The organism is Pseudomonas sp. LFS074 (genome assembly GCF_047978165.1).
In the GTDB taxonomy this organism is placed as follows: domain Bacteria; phylum Pseudomonadota; class Gammaproteobacteria; order Pseudomonadales; family Pseudomonadaceae; genus Aquipseudomonas; species Aquipseudomonas putida_P.
This window is the reverse complement of sequence record NZ_JBFPFV010000001.1, coordinates 1,313,366-1,326,025: the sequence shown is the minus strand read 5'-3', so window position 1 is coordinate 1,326,025 and position 12,660 is coordinate 1,313,366. Positions and strand designations below refer to the sequence as shown.

Here is a 12,660-nt window from a genome sequence, read left to right as displayed (position 1 = left end):
CCCAGCTGGATGCGACCCGACATGACTGACCTCACGCTCTATCATAACCCGCGCTGCTCGAAATCCCGCGGCGCGCTGGAACTGCTCGAAGCCCGCGGCCTGGCACCGACCATCGTGCGCTACCTCGAAACCCCGCCCGACGCAGCCACCCTCAAGGCCCTGCTCGGCAAGCTGGGCATCGCCCCACGCCAATTGCTGCGTACCGGCGAGGACGAATACAAAGCGCTCAACCTGGCCGACCCGGCACTGACCGACGCGCAACTGATCGAAGCCATGGCCCAGCACCCCAAGCTGATCGAACGGCCGATTCTGGTCGCCGGTGACAAGGCCGTGGTCGGTCGCCCACCGGAAAAAGTGCTGGAGATCCTGCCGTGAGCGTGCCCTACATCCTGGTGCTGTATTACAGCCGCCATGGTTCCACCAGCGAAATGGCCCGGCACATCGCTCGCGGCATCGAGCTGGCCGGCATGGAGGCACGCTTGCGCACGGTGCCGGCGATTTCCACCGAATGCGAAGCGGTGGCCCCGGATATCCCAACCAGTGGCGCGCTGTACGCCACCCTCGACGACCTGCGCCATTGCGCCGGCCTGGTACTGGGCAGCCCGACCCGCTTCGGCAACATGGCGGCGCCGCTGAAGTACTTCCTGGATGGCACCAGCAGCCTGTGGCTGGGCGGTGAGCTGGTCGGCAAGCCAGCGGGCGTGTTCACCTCCACCGCCAGCCTGCACGGCGGCCAGGAAACCACCCTGCTGTCGATGATGCTGCCACTGATGCACCACGGCATGCTGGTAATGGGGCTGCCCTACAGCGAGTCGGCGCTGCTCGAAACCCGTGGCGGCGGCACCCCTTACGGCGCCAGCCACCACGCCGGTGCCGATGGCAAACGTGAACTCGACCAACACGAGATTGCCCTGTGCCGCGCCTTGGGCCAACGCCTGGCGACCACGGCCAAGGCCCTGGAGGCCGCGCGTGGCTAAAAAGCCCAAGGTGTTGCCGCCGCTGGAATGGCTGGCACCTCGCCTGCGCCTGACGCGGGCGTTGAGCCTGGCGTTCTTCTTCGGCCTGATCGCCCTGCTGGTGGTGAACAACCTGTGGTTCGCCAACCTGCATGGTGCGCGGGTCGAGGTGATCCTGGCGATCGAACTGGTGCCGTTGCTGTTGCTGCTGCCAGGCATGCTGACAGGCAGCGCCCGGGCACATGCCTGGACCTGCTTCGTGGTGAATATCTATTTCATCAAGGGCGTGCTGGCGGCATTCGACCCGGCGCGAGCGGTATTTGGCTGGGTTGAAGTGCTGGTGAGCCTGGGGCTGTTCATTGCCGGGCTGCTCTATGTGCGCTGGAAGTTCCAGCATGAGCGGCGCCTGGCGGGCGAAGGCAGTTAGACGCTTCGCGGGCTTGCCCGCGAAGAAACCAACACACCCGTCAATGGTTGACGGTATGCGCCAGCATCACCGACAACTGGCACAGCGGCCGACCGCTCTCTGCGTGCCACTGGTTGAATGCCTGCTGCACCAAGGCCAGGTCACGCTGGCTGGTCGGTTGCTTGTCTATCACCTTCTGCGCGATCAACGCCGCCGCCATGTCATCGGTAGGGATGAAGGTGTCCTTGCCAACCATGCGCAGAAAACGCGGCGCCGACAACCCGCCCAACTGGTTGCCATGCTTGGCCAGGTACTTCCACAAGCCGACGATATCGGTCACCGGCCAGTCGGCGATGAACGCGCCGAAACTGCCCTTTTCCTTGGCCACGTCGAGAATCATCTGCGCATTGCGCGGCACGCTCTTGAGCTTGCCCAGGTGGCGGATGATGCGCTCGTCATGCATCAGCCGCTCCAGGTGCTCGGCGCCCATCAGCACTACCTTTTCCGGGTCGAAGCCGAAGAACACCTGCTCGAACGCCGGCCACTTGGCATCTACCAGGCTGTGCTTGAGCCCGGCGCGGAACACGCGCAAAGCCAGGGTCGACAGGTAGCGGTCGTCACTGATGTCGCGCAATTGCGCCGGGGTGCGCGGCTGCGGCAGAAAGGCCTCCAAGGCCTGGGCCGAGCCAAAGCGGTTCAGGCAGTACTCGTGCAGCCACTGGTAATCGCGCATAGGCTCAGATGTTCAGCACATCGAGAAAACGCGGGGTGGCGTTTTCGTCGATCTTCAGGCTGGTGAAATCGAACAGGTTGCGGTCGGCCAGTTGCGATGGCGCCACGTTCTGCAGCGCCCGGAAGATACTCTCGGTACGGCCCGGGTGCTTGCGCTCCCACTCCACCAGCATGTCCTTGACCACCTGGCGCTGCAGGTTTTCCTGCGAGCCGCACAGGTTGCACGGGATGATCGGGAATTCCTTCATGTCCGAGTAAGCCTGGATGTCCTTCTCGCTGCAGTAGGCCAGCGGCCGGATCACCACGTTGCGGCCGTCGTCGGCGCGCAGCTTCGGCGGCATGCCCTTGAGCGCGCCGTTGAAGAACATGTTGAGGAAGAAGGTTTCGACGATGTCGTCGCGGTGGTGCCCCAACGCCATCTTGGTCGCGCCGATTTCGTCGGCGAAGGTGTACAGGGTGCCACGGCGCAGGCGCGAACACAGCGAGCAGGTGGTCTTGCCCTCGGGCACCAGCTCCTTGACTACCGAGTAGGTATCCTTCTCGACGATGTGGTACTCGACGCCCAGCTCCTTGAGGTAGGCCGGCAGCACATGCTCGGGGAAGCCCGGCTGCTTCTGGTCCATGTTCACCGCGACGATCTCGAACTTGATCGGCGCCACCTTCTGCAGGTGCAACAGAACGTCGAGCATGGTGTAGCTGTCCTTGCCGCCGGACAGGCAGACCATGACCTTGTCGCCATCCTCGATCATGTTGTAGTCGGTGATGGCTTCGCCGGCGAGACGACGCAGGCGTTTTTGCAGTTTGTTCTGGTTGACCGAGAGGGTGCCCATAGCGCTTGGATCCGCGAGGTGTGACAAAAGCCGGCTATTTTACGCACAAACGCGGCATCGCTGTAGGCATTCCGATAAAGACTTCAATGTAATCAACAGCACGCCTTACAGCGCAATTTGCTCTAAAAAGCACGGTTTGTGCCGGTAACCGCTTCCTATACTGCGACATAAGGCCACATTACCGCTTGCATCGGTGTTCGGGCCTCGGGCCGCTTGCGCTCCATCTGGGGGGCGTTTGGCAACATTGAGAGGAGTGATCGGCATGATTCATCACGTTGTGGGGCTGTTTACCCATCCCGATCAGGAATGGCGGGAAATTCGTGGCGAAGAAGAAACCATCAGCCACATGTACCTGACGCACACCCTGATCCTGGCGGCAATCCCTGCCATTTCAGCCTTTATTGGCACAACCCAGGTGGGCTGGGTGATCGGCGACCGGCCGGCAGTGATGCTGACCATGGAAAGCGCCATCTGGATGAGCATCATGTCGTACCTGGCCATGCTCGCCGGGGTGGCGGTAATGGGCGCGTTCATCCATTGGATGGCTCGCACCTACGACGCCAACCCTTCCATGGCTCAGTGCATCGCCTTTGCCACCTACACTGCCACCCCCTTGTTCATCGGTGGCCTCGCGGCACTGTACCCGCACCTGTGGCTGGGCATGCTGATCGGCACTGCCGCCATCTGCTACACGGTGTATTTGCTGTATGTCGGCTTGCCGACGTTCATGAACATACCGTCCGACGAAGGCTTCCTGTTCTCCAGCTCGGTGCTGGCGGTGGGCCTTGTGGTATTGGTGGCGATCATGGCCGCCACGGTGATTATCTGGGGACTGGGCGTGGGGCCCGTCTACACCAACTAGAACAGACTCAACCAACACTGGGGCATCAACCAGGGGCCGCCGCAAGGCGGCCTCTGGCTGTGCGCTGACCGGTGGCTCGGCAGGCCGCCGATGCTTGCGGCATAATGCCCGGTCAGGAGAACCGCCCCACCATGCCCGAGCTGCTCAAAGAACGCGTCGAAACCTGTTACCAGCAAGCCGAAACCTTTTTCAAACGCCCCTTCCCGCGCCCGGAAGTCAGCTTCAAGCTGCGCGGGCAGAAAGCAGGTGTCGCCCACCTGCACGAAAACCTGCTGCGCTTCAACCTGCAGCTCTACCGTGAAAACCAGGAAGACTTCCTGCGCCAGACCGTGGCCCATGAAGTGGCGCATCTGGTGGCCCACCAACTGTTCGGCGATAGCATCCAGGCCCATGGCGAGGAGTGGCAACTGATCATGCGTGGGGTGTACGAGCTGCCACCCAACCGTTGCCACAACTATGAGGTGCAACGGCGCGCGACGACCCGCTACATCTACCGTTGCCCGTGCCCGCAGGGTGATTTCCCGTTTACCGCGCAGCGGCACAAGCTGGTGCGCCAGGGGCGGCGCTACCTGTGCAAGCGGTGCCGGGCGATTCTGGTGTACAGCGGCGAGACGCGCGTCGAATAGGCACACCGACCGCCCCACAAACAGCGCATTTCTCAGAAGCAATAAAAAAGGCGACCCCAGGGTCGCCTTCTTGTACCAGCCTGCGCCTTACTTCTCGACGAAGGCTCGTTCGATCAGGTAATCACCCGGCTCGCGCATGCGGGCAGAGACTTTCAGGCCGAAGCTGTCCAGCACTTCGCTGGTCTCGTCGAGCATGCTCGGGCTGCCGCAGATCATCGCGCGGTCGTCCTGCGGATTGATCGGTGGCAGGCCGATGTCACTGAACAGCTTGCCGCTGCGCATCAGGTCGGTCAGGCGGCCCTGGTTTTCGAACGGCTCGCGGGTCACGGTCGGGTAGTAGATCAGCTTTTCGCGGACCGACTCACCGAAGAACTCGTTCTGCGGCAGGTGCTCGGTGATGAACTCGCGGTAGGCCACTTCGTTCACGTAGCGCACGCCGTGCACCAGGATGACTTTTTCGAAGCGCTCGTAGGTTTCCGGGTCCTGGATGACGCTCATGAACGGCGCCAGGCCAGTACCGGTGCTCAGCAGGTACAGGTGCTTGCCTGGGTTCAGGTCGTCGAGCACCAGGGTACCGGTAGGCTTCTTGCTGATGATGATCTCATCGCCTTCCTTCAAGTGCTGCAACTGCGAGGTCAGCGGGCCGTCCGGCACCTTGATGCTGAAGAATTCCAGGTGCTCTTCCCAGTTTGGCGAGGCGATGGAATAGGCACGCATGAGCGGGCGGCCGCTTTCCTGCTGCAGGCCGATCATCACGAACTGACCGTTCTCGAAGCGCAGCCCCGGGTCGCGGGTGCACTTGAAGCTGAACAGGGTGTCGTTCCAGTGGTGCACACTGAGGACACGTTCGTGGTTCATGTTGCTCATCGATGGGGCTCCTGAAGAAAAACGCGGCGCGCAAAACGCGCAGTTGCGCGATAGTTTAGGGGCAGCGACAATATCTGTTAACTGGATTATCAAGATATGTGTTATCGGTTATATCGATATGCGATTCACACTTCGTCAACTGCAAGTCTTCGTCGCCGTCGCTCAGCACCAAAGCGTCTCTCGGGCCGCTAGCCTGCTGTCGCTGTCGCAGTCGGCCGCCAGCACCTCCATCACCGAACTGGAGCGGCAATCGAGCTGCCAACTGTTCGACCGTGCCGGCAAACGCCTGGCCCTCAATGCCCTGGGCCATCAACTGCTGCCACAAGCGGTGGCCCTGCTCGACCAGGCCAAGGAAATCGAAGACCTGCTCAACGGCAAGTCCGGTTTCGGTTCGCTGGCGGTCGGCGCCACGCTGACCATCGGCAACTACCTGGCCACCCTGCTGATTGGCAGCTTCATGCAGACCCACCCGGAAAGCCAGGTAAAGCTGCACGTACAGAACACTGTGCATATCGTGCAACAGGTAGCGCACTACGAAATTGATCTAGGTCTAATCGAAGGCGACTGCAACCACCCGGACCTGGAAGTGCAGCCGTGGGTCGAGGACGAACTGGTGGTGTTCTGCGCGCCGCAGCATCCGCTGGCCAAGCTGGGCCGTGCCGATATAGACAACCTTTCGCAAGAGGCGTGGATCCTGCGCGAGCAAGGCTCAGGCACACGCCTGACCTTCGATCAGGCCATGCGCCATCACCGCGCCAACCTCAATATCCGCCTGGAGTTGGAGCACACCGAAGCGATCAAGCGCGCAGTGGAGTCGGGCCTGGGTATCGGTTGCATTTCACGCCTGGCCCTGCGTGACGCCTTCCGCCGTGGCAGCCTGGTACCCGTGGAAACCCCGGAACTGGACCTGATGCGCCAGTTCTACTTCATCTGGCACAAACAGAAATACCAGACGTCGGCCATGCGTGAGTTTCTCGAGCTATGCCGCAACTTCACTGCGGGCTTTACCCGCAGTGACGAAATTGTGTTGCCGCCAATCGCTTAAAGCAGGATCACGCCCCACACCAGCGCCACCATGGTCAGTGCCACCAGTTGTGCGGCGCTGCCCATGTCCTTGGCATTTTTCGACAGTGGGTGGCGCTCCAGCGAAATGCGGTCGATGGCCGCCTCTACCGCCGAATTGAACAGCTCGACGATCAGCCCCAGCAGGCACACCGCGATCATGATTGCCCGCTCGGCACGGCTGACCGGCAGCCAGAAGGCTATCGGGATCAGCAGCACGTTGAGCAGCACCAGCTGGCGGAATGCGGCCTCGCCCTTGAAGGCGGCGCGCAGGCCGTCCAGCGAGTAGCCGGCGGCGTTGAAGATGCGTTTGAGGCCGGTCTGGCCTTTGAATGGCGATGTCATGTGAGTCACTTCACAACAGAAAGGCCAGCAGACTAGACCGGCTCGGGTCAAAAAAGCGTGAAGCCACGCGCAGTCAGTTGCTGGCAACCGATTCAAGTTGTTGCAGCAGCAGCGCGGCCTGGGTCCGGGTACGCACGCCCAGCTTGCGGAAGATCGCGGTAACGTGGGCCTTGATGGTCGCTTCCGACACGCTCAGCTCATAGGCGATCTGCTTGTTCAGCAGGCCTTCGCAGACCATGGTCAGTACGCGGAACTGCTGCGGCGTGAGGCTGGCCAAGCCCTCGCTGGCGGCCTTGGCCTCGGCCGAGACATCCACCTTCTCGAACGCCTGCGGCGGCCACCAGACCTCGCCATCGAGCACCTTGCGCACCGCATCCTGGATCACTTCCAGGGGGCTGGATTTGGGAATGAAACCACTGGCGCCAAACTCGCGGGACTTGACCACCACGGCGGCCTCTTCCTGCGCCGAAACCATAACCACGGGGATCTGCGGGTATTGCCCACGCAACAGCACCAGCCCGGAAAAACCGTAGGCACCCGGCATGTTCAAGTCCAGCAGCACCAGGTCCCAGTCGGCTTTTTCGCTCAGGCGGGTTTCCAGTTCGGCAATGCTCGCGACTTCGACCAGGCGTACATCCGGGCCCAGGCCAAGGGTAACGGCCTGGCGCAGGGCGCCACGGAACAGTGGGTGGTCATCGGCAATCAGGATTTCGTAAGTGGCCATCGATCTAAGGATCCTGTTCTGTGCCAGGCGCTTGGGGGTAAAGGAGGCGCCCGGCGGGGAATCGGCGCCAAGGATGCCGAGCACGGTCAAGGGTGGTCAAGCCAATCGCCCTGCCGTCTCGCCCACCCTGGCTGCCAGCTCCGTCATTATGAACCAAAGCAGGGGTTGTGCCCCTTGGACTATAGGAAGGTATGCAAACGTTGGTGGGTGTCGTCCTGCTCGTCCAGCGGCAGGCGCTGCTTGCCGCTCAGGTAATGCAGGCTGAACACATCCAGGTACGCATCCAGCGCCTGGGAGGCCTGGCTGTCGCCGGCCAGGTCCAGGCACATGGCCGCGACTTCCGCCGTGCAGAAATGATCGTCGCGCTTGGAGCGACGCAAGCGGTAGCGCGACATCTGTTCGGCCTGCAGGCTCAGCACCGGAAAACGGTCCAGGTACGGGCTTTTGCGGAACATCTTGCGTGCTTCGGTCCAGGTGGCATCCAACAGGATGAACAGCGGGCGCTTGCCAGGCTCGCGCACCACCTCGCTGACCACCCGCTCCTGAGCAACGAACTCGCCCGGGAAAACGATATAGGGCTGCCAGCGCGGGTCGTCGAGCAAGGCCAGCAGGCGCTCGTCAACCGAGGTGCGCAACCAGCCGAAGGCCGCGGTGTCTTCGATCAGGTCGGCAATCAGCCAGCCGGTGTTGGTGGGCTTCAGCGGCTCGGTGTCATGCATCAGCAGGCATACACCGGCGTCAGCCTTCACCCGGGGCTTCCAGGCACACAGGCAATGGGTAGCGATGACCCGGCAATCCGGGCAACGCTCTGCTCGCGAGCCACGGGCGATGAAAGGCTTGTTGCTGCGGGCCAGGCGTTCGGCGCGCAGGCGCGCTACCGCATGGCTCATGCCGGCAGGCCTCTGGACAGGTTGGAAATGGGCACAAGGATGACTCGGAGAAAACAAGGGTGCCAGTCTACCAGAACAGGGGGCAATTGCTGTGCAGGCGGCAAGGTGGCCCTTATAATCGGGGTTTTATCGCGCCCGGTAGTCACCACCGCGCGATTTCACGGAACGCCGTCGACCCGCGCATGTCAAAGCGCCAGTCATCGAACCAGGAGAGATTCATGCTGCGCCTTATCGCCCCCGCCCTGAGCTTGTTGCTCGCCCTGCCTCTGGCAGCCCAGGCGGCTTCCAAGCAGGATTACGACCTGAACAAGATGCTGGAGAAGGTTGCCAAAGAGAGCAGCGTCGGCACCCCGCGTGCGATCAACGAGGACATCCTCGATCAGGGTTACACCGTTGAAGGCAAGGCGCTGGTCAACCACCTGAGCGTGCGCCAGAGCCACGCTGAACGCATGCAGGCCAACCCTGCACAGGTGCGTAGCCAACTGGGCGACAGCGTCTGCCGCAATAGCGGTTTTCGCAACCTGATGTCCAAGGGCGCGGTGATGGTCTACCGTTTCACGGTTTACAAGACCAACCAGCCAATCATGGACCAGGCCTTCGACAGTGCCAGTTGCGTTGCCGGCAACAAGAAGAAGTAAAGGCAGCCCTCCCAGCTATACCTTCTCGTCCTCGCGGGCACTCCAGTGCCCTTCGGCGGCGTCGGCGCGCATCTCGGCCAATAACGCCTGCAAATAGCGCGACTGACACTCCAGCCCCGCCAACCTGCGGCGGCACTCGGCCTCAAGGCTCAGGTGATGCACCTGGGCCGCGTTCTCCAGCTGCTGAAAGAGCTGCCGGTCCACCTCGATGATCAAGCGATGCATACCGCCACCTCCTGCATCGATACGTTTCGCCCTACCAGTTAACCAAACCCATGCGGCCGGTGGCCGCATGCCGACGGGCGGCGGTGGCAAACAGCCCGGCACAATCGGTCGCGAGGGTCTAGATTGAGGTCAGAGGTATTGGTGCAGAAGGAGACGTTGCATGCCTTACCAATCGAATGAACTGCTGTTCAGCCACTTCCGTGACAACAACATCGACTTGAACCACATCGACGCACAACTGCAACTGGTTGCACCCGACAGCCCCAACCTGCCGCTGTACCGCGACATGATGCTGACCATCCTGCGCATGGCCCACGACGACAGCGACCGCTGGAACGCCAAGATTACCCTGCAGGCCCTGCGCGAGCTGGACCACTCGTTCCGCACCCTGCAGCGCTACAAAGGCCGACGCAAGGTGACCGTGTTCGGTTCGGCGCGCACCCCGCTGGAACACCCCATGTACGCCCTGGCCCGCGAGCTGGGTGCCACCCTGGCGCGCTCCGACTTGATGGTCATCACCGGCGCCGGCGGCGGTATCATGGCCGCCGCTCACGAGGGTGCCGGCAGTGCCCACAGCCTGGGCTTCAATATCACCCTGCCCTTCGAACAACATGCCAACCCCACGGTGGATGGCACCGACAAACTGCTGCCGTTCCATTTCTTCTTCATCCGCAAACTGTTCTTCGTCAAGGAAGCCGACGCTTTGGTATTGTGCCCCGGCGGCTTCGGCACCCTTGATGAAGCGCTGGAGGTCCTGACCCTGATCCAGACTGGCAAGAGCCCGCTGGTACCGGTGGTACTGCTGGACTCGCCAGGCGGTAGCTTCTGGCGCGACTGCCTGGACTTCATCAGCCGCCAGTTGGAAGAAAACCGCTACATCCTGCCCAGCGATCTGAAGCTGGTGCGCCTGGTGCACAGTGCCGACGAGGCAGTGGAGGAAATCAACCAGTTCTACAGCAACTACCATTCCAGCCGCTGGCTCAAGAGCCAGTTCGTTATCCGCATGCATCACCCGCTCAGCGAGGCCGCGCTGTATGACATCCAAGAAGGCTTTGCCGACTTGCGCCTGAGTGGCAAATATCACCAGCAAGCTGATAGCAGTGCCGAGCATGAAGTAGGCAATTTCAATCACCTGACCCGCCTGTCATTCGCCTTCAATGGCCGCGACCAGGGCAGGCTGCGCGAGTTGGTGGATTTCATCAACTTGCCCGAGAACTGGGCCAAGCCGCAACCCATGCATACCACGCAGCGGGCCAGGGAGGCGTTGAAGGTCAGTTCATAGGTGTTTGCTGCAGGGGGGCCGCAAAGCGGCCTCAGCCTTTCAGCAATGCTCAGTAATCGTCGAGATCACGCCCACTGAGCAGGCGGCCGATCATGTCCATGGGGAACCCACGGTATGCCAAAAACCGGGTCTGCTGGGCACGACTGCGCGGGTCTTGCGGGCGCTGCCCGGCAAACTTGCGCTGCCATACGTCATGCATACGCTCGCGCCAATCCACTTCGCTCTCGCGCAATGCCTGCTCGATATCAGCACGCGCCAAGCCACGCTGCCCCAGCTCCTCACGAATACGCGAAGGACCGTAGCCAGAGCCTGAACGATAGCGGATGAAGCTTTCGAGGTAACGGGCTTCACTCAGCAGCCCTTCTTCGGCGAGCCGGTCGAGCTCAGGCTCTATCAACTCGTCCGAAGCGCCGCGCTGACGCAACTTGCGCGTCAGCTCGACGCGACCGTGCTCACGTCGCGCGAGCAGGTCCATGGCTGTCCGCCGGATGGCGACGGGGGTGTCGAGTACGGCGGACATATTGGCTATCTACCGCGCAATCAATAACCGGCTTCGGCGTCAGCCACATCGTCGGCACTGGCATCAACGGCGGCAGCCTTGCCGGCTTCAGCGGCAGCACCGGCTTTCAACAGCTTTTCACGGATCTGCTTCTCGATCTCGGCACCAATAGCCGGGTTTTCCGCCAGATACTTGGCAGCGTTGGCTTTACCTTGACCGATCTTGTTGCCCTGGTAGGCGTACCAGGCACCGGATTTCTCGACCAGGCCCTGAGACACACCCAGGTCAATGATCTCGCCGTTACGGTAGATACCTTTGCCGTAAAGAATCTGGAACTCGGCCTGACGGAACGGAGGCGATACCTTGTTCTTGACGATCTTGACGCGGGTTTCGCTACCGACCACTTCGTCGCCTTCCTTGACCGCGCCGGTACGACGGATATCCAGACGCACCGAGGCGTAGAACTTCAGGGCGTTACCACCGGTGGTGGTTTCCGGGCTGCCGAACATCACGCCAATCTTCATACGGATCTGGTTGATGAAGATGACCAGGCAGTTAGCGTTCTTGATGTTACCAGTGATCTTGCGCAGCGCCTGGGACATCAGGCGAGCCTGCAGGCCGACGTGCATGTCACCCATCTCGCCTTCGATCTCGGCCTTCGGCACCAACGCGGCCACGGAGTCGACGATGATCACGTCAACGGCGTTGGAGCGCACCAGCATGTCGGTGATTTCCAGGGCCTGTTCGCCAGTGTCCGGCTGCGAAACCAGCAGGTCGTCGACGTTGACGCCCAGCTTGCCGGCGTACTCAGGGTCGAGGGCGTGTTCGGCGTCGACGAAGGCGCAGGTGGCACCGTTTTTCTGAGCTTCGGCGATGACCGATAGGGTCAGCGTGGTCTTGCCCGACGATTCCGGGCCGTAGATCTCGACGATACGGCCTTTTGGCAGGCCGCCGATGCCAAGGGCGATGTCCAGGCCCAGCGAGCCGGTGGAGATGGCCGGAATGCCTTGACGCTCCTGGTCACCCATGCGCATGACCGCGCCTTTACCGAATTGACGTTCGATCTGACCCAGGGCCGCAGCCAAGGCGCGCTTCTTGTTGTCGTCCATTGAAATCCTCACGTGTTCGACTTGGCCCTGACGGCCGGAATACCTGTATAAGTAGCCAGTATTATTCCACAGGCCGGCGCCCGCGCAAACCCCTGTCGTCGATTTACTCGGCACCAAGCTGTAACAAGCCGTCTAACGCGGCGATCACCGTCTGTCGGCGCACCGCTTCGCGGTCACCGTCAAACTGGCGGCGCTCGCTGAACACCCGGTTGCCATCGCCCCAGGCCAGCCACACGGTACCTACCGGTTTGGCTGGCGAGCCGCCGTCGGGCCCGGCCACCCCGCTCACCGCCACGGCAAAGCGCGCCCCGCTGGCAACCTGGGCCCCGCGGACCATGGCTTCGACGACTTCCTGGCTGACCGCGCCTACCTGGCCGAAGAACACCTCGGGCACACTCAGCAGACGGGTTTTCTGGGCGTTGGAGTAGGTCACGTAGCCAACCTCGAACCAGGCCGAGCTGCCAGGTACGCGGGTAATGGCTTCGGCAATGCCACCGCCAGTGCAGGATTCGGCGGTGGTCACCTGCGCATTGAAACGGCGCAGGTGTTCACCCAGGCGGGTAGCAAGCGTGGTGATCGGGTCCATGTCGGGGCTCCTTGTAAACGG

At 61.9% G+C, this 12,660-nt stretch carries 18 protein-coding genes; 8 read left to right on the top strand and 10 right to left on the bottom strand.

What is annotated here, in order from left to right; translation table 11 throughout:
• The first annotated feature begins 21 nt into the window (after nucleotides 1-21).
• Genes arsC through ACNQP3_RS06105 form a run of 3 tightly spaced genes read left to right on the top strand, consistent with a single transcriptional unit; the run spans nucleotide 22 to nucleotide 1,383 of the window.
• Nucleotides 22-375 (top strand): arsenate reductase (glutaredoxin), encoded by a 354-nt coding sequence (gene arsC / locus ACNQP3_RS06115; protein ID WP_041166405.1) that lies wholly within the window; start codon nucleotides 22-24, stop codon nucleotides 373-375.
• Nucleotides 372-977: an NAD(P)H:quinone oxidoreductase gene (gene wrbA / locus ACNQP3_RS06110; protein WP_012270929.1), complete on the top strand. Its 606-nt coding sequence runs from the start codon at nucleotides 372-374 to the stop codon at nucleotides 975-977. Before arsC ends, wrbA begins: the two co-directional genes overlap by 4 nt.
• Nucleotides 970-1,383 carry a DUF2069 domain-containing protein gene (locus tag ACNQP3_RS06105; protein WP_041166404.1) on the top strand — a complete coding sequence of 138 codons (414 nt, stop codon included), beginning with the start codon at nucleotides 970-972 and terminating at the stop codon, nucleotides 1,381-1,383. The genes wrbA and ACNQP3_RS06105 overlap by 8 nt, the downstream gene beginning before the upstream one ends.
• Nucleotides 1,384-1,423: 40 nt before the next feature.
• Here the strand turns inward: ACNQP3_RS06105 and ACNQP3_RS06100 are convergent, their stop codons facing one another.
• Together ACNQP3_RS06100 and ttcA are read right to left on the bottom strand one after the other, a co-directional pair.
• The gene (locus tag ACNQP3_RS06100) at nucleotides 1,424-2,095 is read right to left on the bottom strand and encodes a DNA-3-methyladenine glycosylase I (RefSeq protein WP_012270927.1); all 672 of its coding nucleotides are present in this window, start codon (nucleotides 2,093-2,095) and stop codon (nucleotides 1,424-1,426) included.
• Nucleotides 2,096-2,099: 4 nt separating this feature from the next.
• Nucleotides 2,100-2,924 carry a tRNA 2-thiocytidine(32) synthetase TtcA gene (gene ttcA, locus ACNQP3_RS06095; RefSeq protein ID WP_012270926.1) on the bottom strand — a complete coding sequence of 275 codons (825 nt, stop codon included), beginning with the start codon at nucleotides 2,922-2,924 and terminating at the stop codon, nucleotides 2,100-2,102.
• 262 nt (nucleotides 2,925-3,186) lie between these two features.
• On the opposite strand from ttcA, the gene ACNQP3_RS06090 reads away from it, so the two are divergent.
• A complete protein-coding gene (locus ACNQP3_RS06090) occupies nucleotides 3,187-3,786 on the top strand; it encodes a Yip1 family protein (RefSeq protein ID WP_012270925.1) in 600 nt (199 codons plus the stop codon).
• Between the two features lie 131 nt (nucleotides 3,787-3,917).
• Entirely contained in the window at nucleotides 3,918-4,412 is a 495-nt protein-coding gene (locus tag ACNQP3_RS06085; protein WP_012270924.1) for a SprT family zinc-dependent metalloprotease, read from the top strand.
• A gap of 87 nt (nucleotides 4,413-4,499) precedes the next feature.
• Here the strand turns inward: ACNQP3_RS06085 and fpr are convergent, their stop codons facing one another.
• Nucleotides 4,500-5,279, bottom strand: coding sequence for a ferredoxin-NADP reductase (gene fpr / locus ACNQP3_RS06080; protein WP_012270923.1), 780 nt, complete (start codon nucleotides 5,277-5,279; stop codon nucleotides 4,500-4,502).
• Nucleotides 5,280-5,397: 118 nt separating this feature from the next.
• Between fpr and finR the strand changes: the two genes are divergently transcribed.
• Nucleotides 5,398-6,324: a LysR family transcriptional regulator FinR gene (gene finR, locus ACNQP3_RS06075; protein ID WP_012270922.1), complete on the top strand. Its 927-nt coding sequence runs from the start codon at nucleotides 5,398-5,400 to the stop codon at nucleotides 6,322-6,324.
• On the opposite strand, the gene ACNQP3_RS06070 is transcribed toward finR, so the two are convergent.
• From ACNQP3_RS06070 to ACNQP3_RS06060, 3 genes are all read right to left on the bottom strand, one after another.
• Nucleotides 6,321-6,686, bottom strand: coding sequence for a diacylglycerol kinase (locus ACNQP3_RS06070; RefSeq protein ID WP_010952700.1), 366 nt, complete (start codon nucleotides 6,684-6,686; stop codon nucleotides 6,321-6,323). The two genes, finR and ACNQP3_RS06070, sit on opposite strands and share 4 nt — an antisense overlap.
• 73 nt (nucleotides 6,687-6,759) lie before the next feature.
• The gene (gene erdR / locus ACNQP3_RS06065; RefSeq protein ID WP_012270921.1) at nucleotides 6,760-7,410 is read right to left on the bottom strand and encodes a response regulator transcription factor ErdR; all 651 of its coding nucleotides are present in this window, start codon (nucleotides 7,408-7,410) and stop codon (nucleotides 6,760-6,762) included.
• A 179-nt stretch (nucleotides 7,411-7,589) separates the two neighbouring features.
• Nucleotides 7,590-8,300 (bottom strand): tRNA-uridine aminocarboxypropyltransferase, encoded by a 711-nt coding sequence (locus ACNQP3_RS06060; protein WP_012270920.1) that lies wholly within the window; start codon nucleotides 8,298-8,300, stop codon nucleotides 7,590-7,592.
• Nucleotides 8,301-8,518: 218 nt separating this feature from the next.
• On the opposite strand from ACNQP3_RS06060, the gene ACNQP3_RS06055 reads away from it, so the two are divergent.
• A complete protein-coding gene (locus ACNQP3_RS06055; RefSeq protein WP_012270919.1) occupies nucleotides 8,519-8,938 on the top strand; it encodes a quorum-sensing-regulated virulence factor family protein in 420 nt (139 codons plus the stop codon).
• Between the two features lie 15 nt (nucleotides 8,939-8,953).
• Here the strand turns inward: ACNQP3_RS06055 and ACNQP3_RS06050 are convergent, their stop codons facing one another.
• Nucleotides 8,954-9,163, bottom strand: a complete 210-nt coding sequence (locus ACNQP3_RS06050; protein ID WP_012270918.1) for a hypothetical protein — start codon at nucleotides 9,161-9,163, stop codon at nucleotides 8,954-8,956.
• Between the two features lie 160 nt (nucleotides 9,164-9,323).
• On the opposite strand from ACNQP3_RS06050, the gene ACNQP3_RS06045 reads away from it, so the two are divergent.
• On the top strand, nucleotides 9,324-10,445 hold the full coding sequence (locus ACNQP3_RS06045) for an LOG family protein (RefSeq protein WP_012270917.1): 1,122 nt from the start codon (nucleotides 9,324-9,326) through the stop codon (nucleotides 10,443-10,445).
• Nucleotides 10,446-10,494: 49 nt separating this feature from the next.
• Here the strand turns inward: ACNQP3_RS06045 and recX are convergent, their stop codons facing one another.
• From recX to ACNQP3_RS06030, 3 genes are all read right to left on the bottom strand, one after another.
• Nucleotides 10,495-10,965, bottom strand: coding sequence for a recombination regulator RecX (recX, locus tag ACNQP3_RS06040; RefSeq protein WP_012270916.1), 471 nt, complete (start codon nucleotides 10,963-10,965; stop codon nucleotides 10,495-10,497).
• Nucleotides 10,966-10,985: 20 nt separating this feature from the next.
• On the bottom strand, nucleotides 10,986-12,053 hold the full coding sequence (gene recA, locus ACNQP3_RS06035) for a recombinase RecA (RefSeq protein WP_012270915.1): 1,068 nt from the start codon (nucleotides 12,051-12,053) through the stop codon (nucleotides 10,986-10,988).
• A 103-nt stretch (nucleotides 12,054-12,156) separates the two neighbouring features.
• The gene (locus ACNQP3_RS06030) at nucleotides 12,157-12,639 is read right to left on the bottom strand and encodes a CinA family protein (protein ID WP_012270914.1); all 483 of its coding nucleotides are present in this window, start codon (nucleotides 12,637-12,639) and stop codon (nucleotides 12,157-12,159) included.
• Nucleotides 12,640-12,660: the final 21 nt, after the last annotated feature.

Excerpts from the sequence above, each read along its gene's own strand:
- arsC (WP_041166405.1), top strand. The coding sequence starts at position 22 with ATGACTGACCTCACGCTCTATCATAACCCGCGCTGCTCGAAATCCCGC.
- ACNQP3_RS06100 (WP_012270927.1), bottom strand. The coding sequence starts at position 2,095 with ATGCGCGATTACCAGTGGCTGCACGAGTACTGCCTGAACCGCTTTGGC.
- ttcA (WP_012270926.1), bottom strand. The coding sequence starts at position 2,924 with ATGGGCACCCTCTCGGTCAACCAGAACAAACTGCAAAAACGCCTGCGT.
- ACNQP3_RS06090 (WP_012270925.1), top strand. The coding sequence starts at position 3,187 with ATGATTCATCACGTTGTGGGGCTGTTTACCCATCCCGATCAGGAATGG.
- ACNQP3_RS06085 (WP_012270924.1), top strand. The coding sequence starts at position 3,918 with ATGCCCGAGCTGCTCAAAGAACGCGTCGAAACCTGTTACCAGCAAGCC.
- fpr (WP_012270923.1), bottom strand. The coding sequence starts at position 5,279 with ATGAGCAACATGAACCACGAACGTGTCCTCAGTGTGCACCACTGGAAC.
- finR (WP_012270922.1), top strand. The coding sequence starts at position 5,398 with ATGCGATTCACACTTCGTCAACTGCAAGTCTTCGTCGCCGTCGCTCAG.
- ACNQP3_RS06070 (WP_010952700.1), bottom strand. The coding sequence starts at position 6,686 with ATGACATCGCCATTCAAAGGCCAGACCGGCCTCAAACGCATCTTCAAC.
- erdR (WP_012270921.1), bottom strand. The coding sequence starts at position 7,410 with ATGGCCACTTACGAAATCCTGATTGCCGATGACCACCCACTGTTCCGT.
- ACNQP3_RS06060 (WP_012270920.1), bottom strand. The coding sequence starts at position 8,300 with ATGAGCCATGCGGTAGCGCGCCTGCGCGCCGAACGCCTGGCCCGCAGC.
- ACNQP3_RS06055 (WP_012270919.1), top strand. The coding sequence starts at position 8,519 with ATGCTGCGCCTTATCGCCCCCGCCCTGAGCTTGTTGCTCGCCCTGCCT.
- ACNQP3_RS06050 (WP_012270918.1), bottom strand. The coding sequence starts at position 9,163 with ATGCATCGCTTGATCATCGAGGTGGACCGGCAGCTCTTTCAGCAGCTG.
- ACNQP3_RS06045 (WP_012270917.1), top strand. The coding sequence starts at position 9,324 with ATGCCTTACCAATCGAATGAACTGCTGTTCAGCCACTTCCGTGACAAC.
- recX (WP_012270916.1), bottom strand. The coding sequence starts at position 10,965 with ATGTCCGCCGTACTCGACACCCCCGTCGCCATCCGGCGGACAGCCATG.
- recA (WP_012270915.1), bottom strand. The coding sequence starts at position 12,053 with ATGGACGACAACAAGAAGCGCGCCTTGGCTGCGGCCCTGGGTCAGATC.
- ACNQP3_RS06030 (WP_012270914.1), bottom strand. The coding sequence starts at position 12,639 with ATGGACCCGATCACCACGCTTGCTACCCGCCTGGGTGAACACCTGCGC.